Origin of the sequence: Streptomyces sp. NPDC007189, assembly GCF_040703635.1 — a bacterium.
Taxonomy (GTDB): Bacteria; Actinomycetota; Actinomycetes; order Streptomycetales; family Streptomycetaceae; genus Streptomyces.
On sequence record NZ_JBEYEY010000050.1, the window covers coordinates 1 to 16,053 of the forward strand.

At 69.4% G+C, this 16,053-nt stretch carries 15 protein-coding genes and 4 pseudogenes; 13 read left to right on the forward strand and 6 right to left on the reverse strand.

Translation table 11 applies throughout. The annotated features are described in order from the left end of the window. Positions 1–264: 264 nt before the first annotated feature. The 8 genes and pseudogenes from AB0950_RS39770 to AB0950_RS39805 form a co-directional block, all read left to right on the forward strand. Positions 265–451, forward strand: a pseudogene (locus AB0950_RS39770) (ATP-binding cassette domain-containing protein); the annotation flags it as partial. A gap of 221 nt (positions 452–672) precedes the next feature. Further along, entirely contained in the window at positions 673–1,689 is a 1,017-nt protein-coding gene (locus tag AB0950_RS39775) for a LacI family DNA-binding transcriptional regulator (RefSeq protein WP_366780738.1), read from the forward strand. After that, a complete protein-coding gene (locus tag AB0950_RS39780; protein WP_366780739.1) occupies positions 1,686–3,206 on the forward strand; it encodes a sugar ABC transporter ATP-binding protein in 1,521 nt (506 codons plus the stop codon). Before AB0950_RS39775 ends, AB0950_RS39780 begins: the two co-directional genes overlap by 4 nt. Continuing rightward, complete coding sequence (locus AB0950_RS39785; protein WP_366780740.1) at positions 3,196–5,142, forward strand: substrate-binding domain-containing protein; 1,947 nt, start codon at positions 3,196–3,198, stop codon at positions 5,140–5,142. The genes AB0950_RS39780 and AB0950_RS39785 overlap by 11 nt, the downstream gene beginning before the upstream one ends. A gap of 77 nt (positions 5,143–5,219) precedes the next feature. Further along, positions 5,220–6,122, forward strand: a complete 903-nt coding sequence (locus AB0950_RS39790) for a ribokinase (protein ID WP_366780741.1) — start codon at positions 5,220–5,222, stop codon at positions 6,120–6,122. Continuing rightward, positions 6,119–6,508, forward strand: coding sequence for a D-ribose pyranase (gene rbsD, locus AB0950_RS39795; protein WP_360162201.1), 390 nt, complete (start codon positions 6,119–6,121; stop codon positions 6,506–6,508). The genes AB0950_RS39790 and rbsD overlap by 4 nt, the downstream gene beginning before the upstream one ends. Before the next feature lie 1,055 nt (positions 6,509–7,563). Then, complete coding sequence (locus AB0950_RS39800) at positions 7,564–8,211, forward strand: cysteine hydrolase (RefSeq protein ID WP_366780742.1); 648 nt, start codon at positions 7,564–7,566, stop codon at positions 8,209–8,211. After that, positions 8,211–8,639, forward strand: a complete 429-nt coding sequence (locus AB0950_RS39805) for a DUF1622 domain-containing protein (RefSeq protein WP_366780743.1) — start codon at positions 8,211–8,213, stop codon at positions 8,637–8,639. Before AB0950_RS39800 ends, AB0950_RS39805 begins: the two co-directional genes overlap by 1 nt. A gap of 124 nt (positions 8,640–8,763) precedes the next feature. Here AB0950_RS39805 and AB0950_RS39810 read toward each other — a convergent pair whose 3' ends face one another. Together AB0950_RS39810 and AB0950_RS39815 are read right to left on the reverse strand one after the other, a co-directional pair. Next, on the reverse strand, positions 8,764–8,895 hold the full coding sequence (locus AB0950_RS39810) for a hypothetical protein (protein WP_366780749.1): 132 nt from the start codon (positions 8,893–8,895) through the stop codon (positions 8,764–8,766). A gap of 46 nt (positions 8,896–8,941) precedes the next feature. Continuing rightward, positions 8,942–9,348, reverse strand: a pseudogene (locus tag AB0950_RS39815) (ATP-binding protein); the annotation flags it as partial. Here AB0950_RS39815 and AB0950_RS39820 point away from each other — a divergent pair. After that, the gene (locus AB0950_RS39820) at positions 9,305–9,556 is read left to right on the forward strand and encodes a hypothetical protein (protein ID WP_366780750.1); all 252 of its coding nucleotides are present in this window, start codon (positions 9,305–9,307) and stop codon (positions 9,554–9,556) included. The pseudogene AB0950_RS39815 and the gene AB0950_RS39820 overlap by 44 nt on opposite strands. A 19-nt stretch (positions 9,557–9,575) precedes the next feature. Here AB0950_RS39820 and AB0950_RS39825 read toward each other — a convergent pair whose 3' ends face one another. Next, complete coding sequence (locus tag AB0950_RS39825; protein WP_366780744.1) at positions 9,576–10,481, reverse strand: LysR family transcriptional regulator; 906 nt, start codon at positions 10,479–10,481, stop codon at positions 9,576–9,578. 137 nt (positions 10,482–10,618) lie between these two features. On the opposite strand from AB0950_RS39825, the gene AB0950_RS39830 reads away from it, so the two are divergent. The 3 genes from AB0950_RS39830 (at position 10,619) to AB0950_RS39840 (ending at position 12,393) form a co-directional block, all read left to right on the forward strand. Continuing rightward, entirely contained in the window at positions 10,619–11,437 is an 819-nt protein-coding gene (locus tag AB0950_RS39830; protein WP_360162983.1) for a 3'(2'),5'-bisphosphate nucleotidase CysQ, read from the forward strand. 41 nt (positions 11,438–11,478) lie between these two features. Continuing rightward, positions 11,479–12,075, forward strand: coding sequence for an NAD(P)-binding domain-containing protein (locus AB0950_RS39835; RefSeq protein WP_366780745.1), 597 nt, complete (start codon positions 11,479–11,481; stop codon positions 12,073–12,075). A gap of 186 nt (positions 12,076–12,261) precedes the next feature. After that, positions 12,262–12,393, forward strand: coding sequence for a hypothetical protein (locus tag AB0950_RS39840; RefSeq protein ID WP_366780746.1), 132 nt, complete (start codon positions 12,262–12,264; stop codon positions 12,391–12,393). Positions 12,394–12,671: 278 nt separating this feature from the next. Here the strand turns inward: AB0950_RS39840 and AB0950_RS39845 are convergent. Both AB0950_RS39845 and AB0950_RS39850 read right to left on the reverse strand, forming a co-directional pair. Beyond that, positions 12,672–13,027 (reverse strand): annotated as a pseudogene (locus AB0950_RS39845) (pyridine nucleotide-disulfide oxidoreductase); the annotation flags it as partial. Between the two features lie 109 nt (positions 13,028–13,136). Further along, a complete protein-coding gene (locus AB0950_RS39850) occupies positions 13,137–13,706 on the reverse strand; it encodes a TetR/AcrR family transcriptional regulator (RefSeq protein ID WP_360163016.1) in 570 nt (189 codons plus the stop codon). A 73-nt stretch (positions 13,707–13,779) separates the two neighbouring features. On the opposite strand from AB0950_RS39850, the gene AB0950_RS39855 reads away from it, so the two are divergent. After that, entirely contained in the window at positions 13,780–14,631 is an 852-nt protein-coding gene (locus AB0950_RS39855) for a patatin-like phospholipase family protein (RefSeq protein ID WP_366780747.1), read from the forward strand. A gap of 1,143 nt (positions 14,632–15,774) precedes the next feature. Here AB0950_RS39855 and AB0950_RS39860 read toward each other — a convergent pair. Further along, a pseudogene (locus tag AB0950_RS39860) lies at positions 15,775–16,053 on the reverse strand (hypothetical protein); the annotation flags it as partial.

A 16,053-nucleotide genomic window follows, 5' to 3' on the forward strand; every position in this document is an offset into this window, starting at 1 on the left:
GTATTTGCGTGGTGCTGGCACTGCTCGTGGTTCTCCTTCGGGCCAGGATCATAAGCCTGGCTTCAGGGACTCCACGAATCCGGGGTCAGCTCAGTCAGCTCAAGCCGGTACCTGCGGCCCGACAGCATGGAACACCCCCCTTCAGCTGATGCGATCAACATAGTGCAGGCCACCGACAACGCAGTGAACTCCGCCGCTTCGCGGCTCCGGCACGAGGATGAGCTGACGCCGCCCCAAAGGACGGGGCTTGCGCTCAAGAGATCCGGTCAACTCGTCGGCGTCGTCGGTGAGAACGGTGCCGGAAAGTCGACCCTGCTCAAGATCATGGCCGGCACCCCGGCCGCGGACCGCGGCCGGGGCACCCCCGCCAGGAACCCTCGGATACTGACCGCAGGACCCGGTCCTGAACGGGGCACTCACCGTCGCCCGGCACCTGCGCCAATTCGCCGCCGGCCGGTGCGGGTGTCGTAGGGCCCGCACACCGGACGCCTTACGGATGAGGCGTTCGACGGACATATCCAGGTGACCGGCGTTCGTTCCCGCCCAGAGCCCTGCGTTACGTGACGGACGTCACCGTCGGTACACCTTGTTCCGGCTCGTGTAATCGATTCCAATCCCTTCTACGCAATCGAGTAATCGATTACACGACGTCCACGAGGAGGTGGAGCGGCGATGGCGAGCATCAAGGACGTGGCCGCCGCGGCGGACGTGTCCGTCGCCACGGTCTCCCGCGTGCTGAACGACCATCCGTCGGTCAGTGCGCGCGCACGTGAGCGGGTGCTGGCCGCTGTCGAAAAGCTGGGCTACCGCCCGAACGCGGTCGCCCGCTCGCTGCGCACCGACCAGACCCGCACTCTCGGCCTGGTCATCAGCGACGTGCTGAACCCCTACTTCACCGAGCTGGCCCGGTCCGTCGAGGTGGAGGCCCGTCTGCTGGGCTACAGCGTCATCATCGGCAACGCCGACGAGCGGCCCGACCTCCAGGACCATCACGTACGGACCCTGCTGGACCGCCGGATCGACGGGCTGCTGGTCTCTCCGACCGACGGCTGCTCCCCGCTGATGGCGGACGCGGCGCGCGCGGGCACGCCGATGGTCTTCGTGGACCGCTGGATCGCGGACACGGACGTGCCGGTGGTGCGCTCCGACGGACGAGGCGCCGTACGGGATCTCGTGGCGTATCTGTACGGGCTCGGGCACCGCAGGCTGGCCATCATCGCGGGGCCTGCGGCGACCACGACCGGACGGGAGCGGATCGAGGCCTTCCGGGAGGGGCTGGCCGAGCACGGGCTGGATCTGCCCGACGTCTACATCGGACAGGGCGACTTCCAGGCCGCAAGCGGCCGGCGGGTCACCGAGGCGTTCCTGGACCTGCCCGAGCCGCCCGAGGTCGTGTTCGCCGCCGACAACCTGATGGCGCTGGGCGCGCTGGACGCCGTACGGGCGCGCGGGCTGCGCGTTCCGGACGACATCGCGCTCGTCGCGTTCGACGACATCCCGTGGTTCGTGCACACCGATCCGCCCATCACCGCGATCGCCCAGCCCACGGGCGAACTGGGCCGCGCAGCCGTGCGCGCGCTGGTCGACCGCATCGAGGGGCGCACCCCTGAGTCCGTCACCCTCCCCGCCCGTCTCGTCGTACGCCGCTCGTGTGGCGAGCCCCCCGCAACGAACAGGAGTCAGTCGTGAGCAATTCGGAGGAGTTGCTGCGCATCGAGGGCATAAGCAAGTCCTTCCCCGGGGTGGTCGCGCTCGACGGCGTCGACTTCGACCTGCGCAGGGGCGAGGTGCATGTGCTGCTCGGTGAGAACGGTGCCGGCAAGAGCACGCTCATCAAGATGCTGTCGGGCGCGCACACACCGGACGCCGGACGCATCCTCGTCGGCGGCGAAGAGGTCCGCATCCACGGTGCGCAGGACGCCAAGCGTCTCGGAATAGCCACGATCTACCAGGAGTTCAACCTAGTTCCCGATCTTACGGTCGCGGAGAACATCTTCCTGGGCCGTCAGCCGCGCCGCTTCGGGATGATCGACCGGCGGACGATGGAGGCGGAGGCGGCCGTCCTGCTCGAGCGCGTCGGCGTGACGGTGTCGCCCCGTGCGCGGGTGCGTGACCTGGGCATCGCGCGCCTGCAGATGGTGGAGATCGCGAAAGCCCTCAGCCTCAACGCGCGTGTGCTCATCATGGACGAGCCGACTGCCGTGCTCACCTCCGAGGAGGTCGACAAGCTCTTCGCGATCGTGCGCACCCTGCGCGAGGACGGCGTGGGCATCGTGTTCATCACCCATCACCTCGACGAGATCGCCGCGTTGGGCGACCGCGTCACCGTGATCCGTGACGGCAGGAGCGTCGGGCAGGTTCCGGCGAGCACGCCGCAGGAGGAGCTCGTACGGCTCATGGTGGGCCGCTCCATCGAGCAGCAGTACCCACGCGAGCGAGCCGCCGCCGGCCCCGCCCTGCTGACGGTGGAGGGACTGGCGCGCGACGGGGTCTTCCACGACATCGGCTTCGAGGTGCACGCGGGCGAGGTCGTCGGCATCGCCGGTCTGGTCGGTGCGGGCCGTACCGAGGTGGTGCGTGCCGTGTTCGGCGCGGACCCCTACGACGCGGGAACCGTCAAGGTCTCCGGCAACGTGCTGCGCCGGCACGACGTCAACGCGGCCATGGCGGCCGGCATCGGGCTCGTGCCCGAGGACCGCAAGGGGCAGGGGCTGGTGCTGGACGCGTCGGTGGAGGAGAACCTCGGCCTGGTGACCATGCGGAAGGCGACCCGTGCAGGGCTGGTCGACCGCAAGAGCCAGCACGCGGCCGCCGAGCGGATCGCCGGACAACTGGGCGTGCGCATGGCAGGGCTCGCCCAGCAGGTGCGCACCCTCTCCGGAGGCAACCAGCAGAAGGTCGTCATCGGCAAGTGGCTGCTCGCCGACACCAAGGTGCTGATCCTCGACGAGCCGACGCGCGGGATCGACGTCGGCGCCAAGGTCGAGATCTACCAGCTCATCAACGAACTGACGGCCGCGGGCGCCGCCGTCCTGATGATCTCCAGCGACCTGCCCGAGGTGCTCGGCATGAGCGACCGGGTGCTGGTGATGGCCCAGGGCCGCATCGCGGGCGAACTCGACGCCGCAGAGGCCACCCAGGACGCCGTGATGGCGCTCGCCGTCAGCAACCCCACTACCGGAACGGAGGCCAGCCGTGGCCACTGACACGCTCAAGAGCAAGGCGGGCGCCGGTGGCGCCACGAGCGGCCTGCGCCGCGTCCTGCTCGACAACGGCGCGCTGACCGCGCTGATCGTCCTCTTCATTGCCCTGTCGGCGCTGTCCGGCGACTTCCTCACGACCGACAACCTCCTCAACGTGGGTGTCCAGGCGGCCGTGACGGCGATCCTCGCCTTCGGCGTCACCTTCGTGATCGTCGCCGCGGGCATCGACCTGTCGGTCGGATCGGTGGCCGCCCTGGCGTCGACCGTGCTCGCCTGGAGCGCCACATCGCACGGCGTACCCGTCGTCCTGGCCCTCCTGCTTGCGGTCGCCACCGGCATCGTGGCCGGCCTGGTCAACGGCTTCCTCATCGCCTACGGCAAGCTGCCGCCCTTCATCGCGACGCTCGCCATGCTGTCGGTGGCCCGAGGCCTGTCGCTGGTGATCTCCGGAGGGGTGCCCATCCCCTTCCCGTCCTCCGTCTCCCACCTCGGTGACACCGTCGGCAACTGGCTGCCCGTCCCGGTGCTGGTCATGGTCGTGATGGGGCTGATCGCCGCGTTCGTCCTCGGCCGCACCTACATCGGCCGCTCGATGTACGCGATCGGCGGCAACGAGGAGGCCGCGCGTCTGTCGGGCCTGCGGGTGAACAGGCAGAAGCTCGCCATCTACGCACTGTCCGGTCTCTTCGCCGCAGCCGCGGGCATCGTGCTGGCCTCCCGGCTGTCCTCCGCCCAGCCCCAGGCAGCCAACGGCTACGAACTCGACGCGATCGCGGCGGTCGTCATCGGCGGCGCGTCCCTCGCCGGCGGCACCGGCAAGGCGTCCGGCACCCTGATCGGCGCGCTGATCCTGGCCGTGCTGCGCAACGGCCTCAACCTCCTGTCGGTGTCCGCCTTCTGGCAGCAGGTCGTCATCGGTGTCGTCATCGCGCTGGCGGTGCTCCTGGACACGCTGCGCCGCAAGGCGGGGGCGACACCCGTCGCGGCCGGCACCGGCGGCAACAAGGGCCGGCAGGCGGGCACGTACGCCCTGGCGGCGGCGGTCACCGTCGCGCTGGTGGGCGCCACCTCCTTCCTGCACAACGGCTCCGCCGGCACCACCCCGAAGATGGGTCTGTCGCTGTCCACGCTCAACAACCCCTTCTTCGTGCAGATCCGGTCCGGCGCGCAGGCCGAGGCGAAGAAGCTGGGCGTGGACCTGACCGTCACGGACGCGCAGAACGACGCCTCGCAGCAGGCCAACCAGCTGCAGAACTTCACCAGTTCCAGCTACGGCGCGATCATCGTCAACCCCGTGGACTCCGACGCGGCGAGCAACTCGGTAAAGGCCGCCGACAAGGCGAAGATCCCGGTGATCGCCGTCGACCGCGGCGTCAACAAGGCGTCCGTGGACACCCTCGTCGCCTCCGACAACATCGCCGGCGGTGAACTCTCCGCCAGGACGCTCGCCGAGAAGCTCGGCGGCCACGGCAAGATCGTCATTCTGCAGGGCCAGGCCGGCACCTCCGCCGCCCGCGAACGCGCGGAAGGCTTCGCCAAGGGGCTGAAGGCCTACCCGGGCATCCAGGTCGTCGCCCAGCAGCCGGCCGACTTCGACCGCACCAAGGGCCTCGACGTCATGTCCAACCTGCTGCAGGCCCACCCCGACGTCCAGGGCGTCATCGCCGCCAACGACGAGATGGCGCTCGGCGCCATCAAGGCGCTCGGCTCCAAGGCCGGCAAGTCGGTCCAGGTCATGGGCTTCGACGGCACCCCGGACGGACTGAAGGCGGTCCAGAACGGCACCCTGTACGCCTCGGTGGCACAGCAGCCCACCCAGCTCGGCCGGATCGCCGTCGACAACGCGCTCAAGGCCGTGCAGGGCAAGAAGGTCCAGGACACGGTGAAGGTCCCGGTGAAGGTGGTCACGCAGCAGAACGTGGCCGGCTTCCACGGCTGACAGCGGCGCTCCGGCCGGGGGCGGGGAGCCACCACGGTGGCGCCCCGCCCCCGGCCACCTATCGGGAAGGTCCCCTCATGCATGACTACGACCTGCTGGTCGTGGGATCCGCCAACGCCGACCTGGTCGTCGCCGTCGAGCGGCGCCCGGGCCCCGGGGAGACGGTGCTCGGCTCCGATCTGGCCGTCCATCCGGGCGGCAAGGGCGCCAACCAGGCGGTCGCGGCCGCCCGGCTCGGCGCCCGCACGGCCCTGCTGGCCCGCGTCGGCGACGACGCCCACGGCCGGATGCTCCTCGACTCGCAGCGAGCCGCCGGCGTCGACACGACCGGCGTGCTGACGGGCGGGGCGCCGACCGGCGTCGCGCTGATCACGGTGGATCCGTCGGGCGACAACAGCATCGTGGTCTCCCCGGGCGCCAACGCACGTCTCACACCCCAGGACGTCAAGGCCGCGGCCGGTCTGCTGCGCGCCTCCCGGGTGGTCTCCGCGCAGTTGGAGGTCCCACTGGAGACGGTGGTGGAGGTGGTGCGCGGCCTGGCACCGGGAAGCCGTTTCGTGCTCAACCCCTCGCCGCCGCGCCCCCTGCCCGACGAGGTCGTCGCCGCATGCGACCCGCTGATCGTGAACGAACACGAGGCGAAGGTCATCCTCGGCGACACCGTCACGGGCGAGACCCCCGAGGACTGGGCACGGGCCCTGCTCGCACGCGGCCCGCGCTCGGTCGTCGTCACCCTGGGCGGCGAGGGCGCCCTGGTGGCGACCCTGGACGCCACCACCCGCATCGCGCCGGTAACGGTCGACGCGGTGGACACGACCGGCGCCGGAGACGCCTTCACCGCGGCGCTGGCCTTCGGCCTCGGCGCCGGGGTGGGGCTGGAGGTCGCCGCCGCCTATGCGGCACGCGTCGGCGCCCTGGCCGTCACCCGCCGCGGGGCCCAGGACTCCTACCCCACCGCCGAGGAGGTCGACGCACTGTGAAGAAGGCAGGAATCCTCAACCGCCATCTGGCGGGGGAACTGGCCGCGTTGGGCCACACCGACCAGGTACTGGTGTGCGACGCGGGCATGCCTATACCCAAGGGTCCGCGCGTGGTGGACCTGGCCTTCCGGGCCGGGGTGCCGTCCTTCGCCGAGGTGCTGGACGGCCTGCTCGCCGAACTGGTCGTCGAAGGCGCCACGGCCGCCGAGGAGATCCGGACCGCCAATCCCGCGGCGGCCGCGCTGTTGGACGGGCACTTTCCCGACGTGGCACTCGTCTCGCACGAGCACCTCAAAGAGCTGTCGTCCGGAGCACAGTTGATCGTACGGACGGGCGAGGCCCGTCCGTACGCGAACGTGCTGCTGCGATGCGGCGTCTTCTTTTAACACAGCAGTCAGATTTCGTGTCCTGAGCTGGTGGGGTCGGGGATGCGGCAGGAGATTGTCCGGCAGGCGCCGGATCTCTGCCACGGTCAGCGGAGCGAGGCCTGATCCGTTTCTGCTGCCGCCCTTGTGTCACCGTCAGCCTGGGCGGGGCCCGCCGCCGGCACCGAAGCGAACACATCGGCAACGAACTCCGCTAACTCACCCCGGAGCCGTTCCACTTCCCGCAGCCTCATATCAGCACGATCCCCACCACCAGGTGAGATCACCCGACGTATCGAAGCACTACTAGGGGCTGAGCTGCGGGACCAGCGCATAGAGGACGCTGGGCCGGATTCCGGCTTGCCGACGTATCCGCAGGCGTGCGGGCAGAGCACACACTTCCAGGGCTGGGCGTACGGGACTCGGGGCGCGGCCGGGGGTCGCCGGCGGTGCAGCGGCGCTGGACACGGCCACGGCATCCGGTGCGCAAGCCGAAAGCCTCGCGGTACGGGCCGCACCGTTCGGCCTCGATGGCGGCGATTCCCGCGGGAGGACGGGGTGCGGGGAGGGCGTCCACTGCTGGCCGGGGGTGCCGGGTGAAGACGGGCCGGCCGTCATCGACGAGGTCTCACTGAACGGTTCATCGAATAGTCGGCGGCGCCCGCGGTCACGCGGCCCTTTCATGTGCTCGTTACGGGCTATCCCCTTTGGGCCGACAGAGCACTCCGCGCACCTGTCCAGAGTGGTGTCATGCCATGCAGACCACCAGCCTCCCCGAATGCACGGAGCCAACTTCTCCTCCCCACCATCCCCGCAGACCGTTCACACCTCGGGGATGGCATGGACGTCGACCGAGGTGCAGCAATTCACCGATGCAGAACACCCCGCGATGGGGCACAGTGGAAGCACGGCACTCGCGTGATGTCGCTTGGTGTCGGAACAATCTTCACCGGCTCAGGGAAGAGGCCTCGCGTCACCGGACCGGAATGCGCTTCGGAAGGACATCCGGCGCACTGAATACTTACTACCTGAATACTTACTACTGCAGTGGTTTGTTATTGCATGAGGAGCGCCAGGTGGAAATCACGGAGACCGACACGGCGGTTGTGTTCATTGACCCACAGAACGACGTGCTGAGCGAGGGCGGAGCGAACTGGGACGCGGTGGGCGCGAGCGTCACAGAGAACAGGACCGTCGAGAATATGGAGAGAATCTTCGAGGCGGCGAAGGCGGGCGGATATGAGGTCGTCATCTCGCCCCATTACTTCTACCCGACGGACAACGGATGGCGAATGAACGGGCCGCTCGAGACAAGCGAGCTCGAGACCCACACGTTTGCACGGTCGGGACAGCTTGATCTGACCGGGTTCCGAAACTCCGGGGCAGACTGGCTGGACCGCTTCAAGCCCTATATCGAAGACGGCAGAACGGTGGTCGCCAGCCCGCACAAGGTATTCGGCCCGGAAACCAACGACCTGGTACTGCAACTACGCAAGCGTGGAATACAAAGGATTATTCTTGGCGGGATGCTGGCAAACATGTGCGTCGAGTCCCATATGCGTCACCTCATCGAGGAGGGATTCGAGGTGGCCGTGGTCAGGGATGCAACAGCTGGACCCCGACACCCGGTCTGGGGCGACGGCTATCAGGCGGCGATCACCAACTACCATTTCTTCGCCCATGCGTTGCTGTCGACTGACGAAGTACTCGATCGAATGCACTGATGAGCTCGCAGCCGGACCAACAGAGCTCGCGGACCACAAACGAGCGGATCCGGGTCGGCGTGAGAGGGCATGCTGTGGAGTTCCAACACACCGTGGAGCTGGTCGGTCGAGCCGTTGACGCCGCCGGCGTAGCCATCATAGTCGTGGGAACGCTCTTGGCGACCGTTCTCGCGGCTATCCGGCTCAGTCGCCGACAAGCGGGTGTGTACCGCGGCTATCGCCGTCGCGTCGGGCGGTCGATCCTGCTGGGGCTGGAGCTCCTCGTAGCCGGCGATATCATCCGTACAGTCGCCGTCGCACCGACGTACGCAAACGTCGGAGTGCTGGCCGTGATCGTGGGCATCCGCACCTTCCTCAGCTTTTCTCTCGAGCTCGAGATCACCGGGCGGTGGCCATGGCAGAAGCCAGTGGCCGAAGCCGAAGACTGACCCCGCGTGACGCCGGCGGCCAGCGGAGCGGCGCCATCCCTGCCGTGAATTCCTAGGCCGGAGCTCAGTCTCACCACCGGCGTCAGCCGGCCGGGGGCTTGGTCGCGTCGGTGGGCCCCTTCGGTCACTTGTTGGGCCGGTAGCTGGGGCCGTTCATGATGACTTGGTGACTGGCGTTGATGCTGGTGATGATCAAGGACCGGCCCTGTCGCTCGAAGACGAGTCCGTAGAGGTCGTCGGCCTGAGACGCGTTCAATCTGGCGCATGGCGAAGTCGTCGAGGATGAGCACGTCGGGGCGGTCGAGTTCGCGCATCCGCTTGTCCCAGGAGCGGTCCACGTGGCCGCCGGCGAGCTCCGTGAGGAGGCGGCTGGTCTTGGCGAAGCGGACGTTGGCGCCCTGGCGGACGGCCTGATGGCCGAGGGCTAGGGCGACGTGTATCTTCCCGACCCCGACCGGCCCGAACAAATTACGGACTCGCCGGAGTGGAGCCAGCGCAGGGCCGCGAGGTCACGGATCTGGGCTGCGGGCAGCTTTGGGGAGGCGTTGAAGTCGAAGCCCTCCAAGGTGGCCTGCTGCTCGAACTTCGCTTTGCGCAGGCCGCGTTCGAGGGCGACGGCCTCGTCGGGTGATCTCGTCCTGGCAGAGGACCTGGAGGAAGTCGAGGTGTCCGAGTTCGCCCATCTGGGCCTGGGTGAGGTGGGCGTCAAGGGTCTCGAGCATGCCGGACAGCCGCAGGGTCCTGAGCGAGTCGCGCAGGGCTGGTCATCACGCTCACCGGTCGGCCTCCTCGGCGTCGGCGCCGCGACCGCGTTCAGGTTGGTCGTGTACGCCTACCGCCGGGGGCTGGTGATCTGGTGCGGTCCGCACAGCGGTCGGCCGTGCGGCATCAAGGTGGTCACGTGGGCGTATGGGTGAAGCGGCCGCACGGCGCCGACTACGACGCTCCGCACATGGCCAGCGCGGTTCGCGCCAGCCCGCGCAGCCAGGCGTGGGCGTGGTCGGTGTCGTAGCGCTGATGCCACGACAGGTATATCGGCGCCGACGGCAGTTCGAGCGGGAGGGGGAGCACGACCAGGCCGAGGTCGGCGACCGCGGACCGCGTGGTGGCTTCGGGGACGCTGATCAGGAGATCGGAGCCGCGCGCGAACTCCAGCGCGGCCGCTTCCGTGGGCGCGGTCGCCACCACGCGGCGGGTGAGGCCGAGCCGCGCGAGGGCGTCGTCGAGGGCATTGCTGAGGTTTCCACGTCGCGAGACGGTCACGTGCTCAGCGGCGGCGTACCGCTTTGCGGTGACGGTCCTGACGCGCGTGAGGGGGTGCCCCTGCCGCACGACGATGACGAGGCGAGTCTCGCCCACCTTCTCGGCACGGATGTCCGGTGCGCTCGGGCGGTTGGCGTTCGCCTCCAGGTCGACCTCACCGCGCCGCAACTCTGGGGTGTTGATGCTCGATTCCGCAACAAAGCGCAATCGCACGCCCGGCGCCTGTCCGCGCACGGCCGCGAGCAGTGCGGGGCCGCTCAAGGCGACCAGGGAATCGTGCCAGCGGAGCGTGAAAGTGCGCTCCAACGTTGCCAGATCGAGTTCACGGCTCGGTGCCAGCACCCCCTGGACCTGATGCAGCAGCTCGTGCACCTGTTCCCGGATGGCGATCGCATACGGCGTCGGGGTCATCGTGCGGCCGGTGCGCACCAGGATCTGATCCCCGGTCGTGCGCCGGATTCGGCCCAGACTCCGGCTCATCGCTGGGGCGGTGACGTGCAGGCGCGCGGCAGCCCCGGCCACACTTCCCTCCTCCAGCAGCGCGTCGAGCGCGGTGAGCAGGTTCAAGTCCAATTGCATGTGAGTAATCCTATCCGTGCTTGACATGCATTTGAAGTTAATGAATGCGCTCTATACCTTCGAGACGAGAGCGCAAGACGGAACGCACACGTTGGCTCGACCGGCCTCATCACCCCTCCTCAGACGGGAGTACCACCATGTCCGAAACGCCTCAGACCACTGACGTCGCCGCCTCCGATGCCGACCTGCTCGGCCAGACCGCGATCGCCGTGCGCGCGGCCGGTGCGGCGCTGCGCGAGCGCTTCGGCGAGGTGGTCCGCTACCAGACCCGCGAAGAGCTGATGCGCGCGCTCGCCGCCAACGACGACACGGCCCTCGACATCCTGCGCCCCCGCCTCACGCGCCTGCGCCCGGACGCCGGCTGGGTGGAGGACGAGCTGGACGGCGGGGCGCTGCCGCCCGGCGAGTGGTGGGTCGTGGATCCGGCCGAGGGCAACGTCAACCACCTGCACGCCCTGCCGGAGTGGGCGGTGACCGCCACCCTCGTGCGTGAGAACCAGCCGGTGCTCACCGCGGTCCACCTGCCCTTGACCGGCGAGACCTACACCGCGCTCACCGGCGCGGGCGCCCACCTCGACGGCCGGCCGCTGCGCGTCTCCCAGACCGCGGACCTCGGCCTGAGCATCGTGGCCACCAGCCAGGCCCGGCCGGACGAGGACGAGAAGGTCGTGCGGCGCGTCGGCTCCTCGATCACCGCCATGCTTTTCGACGCGCTCGTGGTCCGCACCGCCGTGCCCGCGACCCTGCACCTGCTGAACGTGGCCGCCGGCCGGATCGACGCCTTCTGGCAGTTCGCCGGCGCCCGCGCGGACCTGCTGCCCGGGGCGCTGCTCGTCACCGCGGCCGGCGGACAGCTCTCCGACGCCGAGGGCCGCCCCTGGACCCCGCAGAGCGAGAGCTTCCTGGCCGCCGCGCCCGGCGTCCACGCCGCGGCCGTCGCCACGCTCTCACGCTGACCGCACACCACAACCTGCACGCGCGGAAGGACCAGACCATCATGACCACGATCGCAGTTCTCGGAAACGGCCGCGTCGGCGGCAACCTGGCCACAGCCCTCACCCGGGCAGGGCACGAGGTGACCGTGGCGGACCGCGCGCCGAGCGCGGCCGCCGACGCTGCCCGGACGGCCCAGATCGTCATCAACGCCACCCCGGGCGCCGGCTCGCTGGACCGGCTCGTCGCCCTGCGCGAGGAACTGCGCGACAAGATCCTCGTCGACGTCTCCAACGCCACCGTCGACGGACCGGACGGACTGCCCGCCGACCTGATCTACCCCGGCTCAAGCCTCGCCGAGCAGCTCCAGGAAGCGCTCCCCGAAACCCGCGTCGTCAAGACACTCAACACCATGCTCTTCCCGGTGATGACCGCGCCGGCCACGCTCACCCAGGCGCCCGACGCCTTCCTCTCCGGCGACGACCCGCAGGCCAAGCAGACCGTCCGTGACCTGCTCATCGACCTCGGCTGGCGCAAGGAGTGGATCACTGATCTCGGCGGGATCCAGACCGCCCGCGCCACGGAGGCCGCCATACTGTTCGTACCGCACGTCATTCGGTCCAGCGGATTCGCGCCCTTCGCGATCTCGATCGCCCGCTGATCCGCACACAGTGCACCCCCGGGGTGGTGTCCAGGACCACCATCAGCTGAGCCAGGCCCAGCACGGCCAGGATGCGTCCACGACGTGGCGCGGCCACACCGGGTTCGACGGACGAAGTGCTGGCCTCGGTACCGGATTGCGGCCCTGCCTGCGAGGGATGGTGTCGGCTGTCCAGCGGCGGGCACGGTGGCGTCCCAGGAGATCCGCACGACGGGCATCCCCGGTGCGGAGTCTTCGTCCCAGTCGGAGCGGTCCATGGGCATGGACCGCCAAGTGCGTGCCGAACTCGACGCCTGGATCCACCGGCTCGAGGACTGACGCCCGTGGCCTTGGCGTGGCTCAACCCATATGTGCCGCCGCGTAGTCCGCGTCTGAGGACGCCGCGTCGTCAGGTGTCGCTTCCGGCCGCGAGGCCGTACTGCGCCAGAGCCGGCGGCAGGACGAGACGGTCGCCACCAGCAGCAGCCCGTCGCGGATCAGCTAGGCGTGCTCTCGTCCTTTCGTCAGGCCGGATCGCCCGGTGGCTGCCAGTCCTGTGTGTGCGGCCGCGTCGAGGGCCCCGGACTGGGAAGGCGATGGTGTCAGGTGGCGGTGGTCTACGGCGTCTCCTGATCGCGCTGGTAGGCGGCGAGGAGGAGGGGCCAGATCTCGCTGACGGTGGGGAAGGGGGCGATCGCGTGCCTGAGCCGTTTGAGCGGGACCTCGCCGGCGACCGCGATGGTTGCCGAGTGCGGGAGCTGGCGCCGGGGCCGACGAAGGTCACTCCGAGCAGGATTTCCCGGTCGAGGTCGACGACCAGCCGGGCGTGGCCGTGGTAGCCGTCGGCGTAAAGGTTGGCGCCCTGGGCGGCGTTGAAGTCGAGGTCGACGGTCTCGATGCGGTACCCGGCGCGCTCCGCCTGTTCCGCACTCAGGCCCACTGCGGCCGCCTCGGGGTTGCTGAAGAAGACCTGGTCCTCTGTTCGAGTAGTGGCGATGGGTACGCGATGAACCGCCCGGCATCCGCGAACTGCCCGAGGAGTTCAGCGCAGCAGCGGCTGCTGGGAGGAGCGCGCCGAGACGTCAGTGTGTGGGCGCCTGCAGGAGGGCGGCGAACTGCTCCAGGGCGAGATCGGTGCGCTCACGTTCGCCGGTGGTGGTGAGGTCGAACAGCAGGCCTCGCACGACGGCCATGACGAGGGTGGGGGTGGCGGTGTCGTCGCTCCCGGTGGCGATGTCGGCGAAGACGGTGCGCAGGGGGCCGAACCAGTCGGTGACGGCCCCCGCCTGGTCCGGGTAGCGCTCGGGGTGGGCCAGCAGGTCGACGTGGACTTCGAAGAACAGTCGCACAAACGGGGCCCGTTCGGGCGCACTCAGCCACGTCCAGATGCCACGCAGCCGCTCCTGGACGGTGGCGCCGCTCGGCGGCAGGCCGTGCGCGAGGCGCTCAGCGCCGCGCCGGCGCGCCTGGGCGAGAACTGCGGCCATCAACTCCTGCTTGCTGCCGAAGTCGTACAGCAGCATTCGCGGGCTGGTACCGAGTGCCACGGCCAGCGGACGAAGACTCAATCCGGCCAGCCCCTCCGCGAGGACGTAGTCGGTGGCCTGCGCCAGAACTCGGTCACGCCGGGCGGGATCGGAAGGTCGTCCCACGGTGCACCGTCCTCTCGTGCGATAGCGCTGTGCAAGTATATGACACGGGCGTTTCAATAACGGACGGAGAGCCATGGAGACCGACGGCATGCACGACCTCGACCGGGCACTGGTCCTGGGGCCCGGCGGGCGTCTTGGCGCCGCCTGGACGGCCGGACTGGCAGCAGGCCTACGCAGCTTCGGGGTGGACCTGGGCGAGGCCGACCTCATCGTGGGCACCTCCGCCGGTGCGATCGTCGGCGCAGTCATCGCCACCGGGCAGGACCCCGCCCGCCTCGCCACCGTGCCCCTCCGGCACTCCGCCACCCCCTCGTCCGCGCCGCACCGCCCCGACCCGGCAGTGACGAGCACGGTGTTCGCCGTCCTCAGCGACCCAGGCCTGGACCCTGCCGAGGCACGTCGCCGGGTGGGCCGCATCGCCCTGGAAACGGTCGACGCGGAGACGGAGAACCAGCTGATCGCCCAACGCGCCGCACTGATCGCCGCCGACAGCTGGCCGCGACGCCCTCTGCTGATCCCGGCCGTTGACGCCCAGAGCGGCGAGCCGATCGTGTGGAACGCCGCCACGGGCGTCCCACTGGTTCGCGCGGTCGCCGCGTCCAGCGCTTTCCCCGGGATTGAGCCCCCTGTCGCCGTCGACGGCCGCCGCTACCTGGACGGCGCCTTGCGAGCCGGCACCAACACTGACCTGGCGGGCGATGCCCGCACGGTGGTGGTGGTCGACCCGCTCGCCCACCGCCACCCACACCCCACAGCCGACGGTACCCACATCGTCGCCCCCGATGCGGCCGCGGTGCGCCTCCTGGACACCGAGCAGAGCGACCCTGAAGCGTGGAAGGCGGCCTACCAGGCGGGCCGGGCCCAGGCCGGCGCGGCAGCTGAGGAACTACGCGCGCACTGGCGGCCCGCCTCGGCCCGCGACTGAATGGCTCCGAGCCGCCCTTGGCTCCGCCCCTTTGCATCGTGGACGATGCCGGGACATCGATTGAGCACGTTTGCTGGGTATCCCGAGCGGCGGTGCCCGGAATCCAAAGAGCGCAATCGGGGCCGAACCTTCCGGGTACGGGCATGACCGCGTCATTCCCCGACATCCGGACAGCAGCTCTCGCGCACCCGCCGGAGGACACGGGCCGGACGGTGAGCTGGTGGTGTGGGAGCGGAACCGGCTGGCATTATCGACTCGGTGTACACCATGGTCGTGACAACGGCCTGGGGCAGTACTGCCCACAGGGCGACGAGTGCGACGGCGACCCGTCGCTGGTACATCAGTTCCCCCACCGCGTAGATCCCTGCGGCACCCAGCAGTGCGGCATTCCACGACAGGGCGAGGGCCACATTGACCTCCCGCACCGGTATCACCGTGTTCACCGCCCGTATCAGCGCCGGATAGGGGGAAGAAGGCCATGTCGCCGTACACGATGCCGGTACCCGGGGGCCGGGACGTACGGTGCCGAAACCGTGCCGAGCCGTGTGCAGGTACCACAAGCTGTCCCACCGCACGCCCAGGACCGTGCGTGGATGCCGGCGCGCGTGGAGAGCCCAGGCGGACACCACTGCCACACCTGCCAGACGCAATGGCGGCGAACACCGCCAGCGCGGGCAGCACCCTGCGCCAAGCAGCCCGGCGTCGTATCCATCCGGGCGTGCTGCCCACCTGGACGAAGTCAGGCAGGTGAAGGGACAGGGATTCCATCGGGCTTCTCGCGGACGCCCGGCCGTCGGACCCAGACACACCGATGCCCGGGCCACCGGCGCGCCTGACGGCCCGGGTGTCGCTGTCCGCGGCGTCCTCGGCGGCAGCAGACAGTGCAACCAATAGGCGCAACCCTTGTTACGGCGGGATGGAGGTGGACTGGCCCAGCCGTGCTCATTACTGCAAGTGGTGAGCACTGGGTGGAACACCATGTGCGGGGAGAGGCAGGACGCATGGGCCTGGCATGGCGGGCTCAGCGGACTCGACCAGTCGGAACTCGACCCGGTCTTCCTTCACCCTGCTTGGCGGATGTCGCCAACACCCGTTCCATTCAGGCGGGCACGTCGGGCATCGGTGTAAAGGAAGGTTAGAGCTTCACTTGCAGGTGCCGCTGCCGGAGTCGTTGTACTGCAGCGCCGTGGAGTCGAAGCCCGGGCCCGGCAGGACGGGCTTGTAGTCCCAGTTGTAGCTGTGGGACTTGAGAGTGAGCTTCATGCCGCCAAAGGCGCTGTCCTGGGCGGTGACCACGTTGGGGTTGTCGTAATTGCCCTGCGTGCCAGCGAGGGTGTCGATGGCCTCGCCGCCGGAGCCGACGATGAACTCCGGGATGCCATGGTTCGGGTCGTACTCACCGGCCGGGTTCATCGGGCGCAG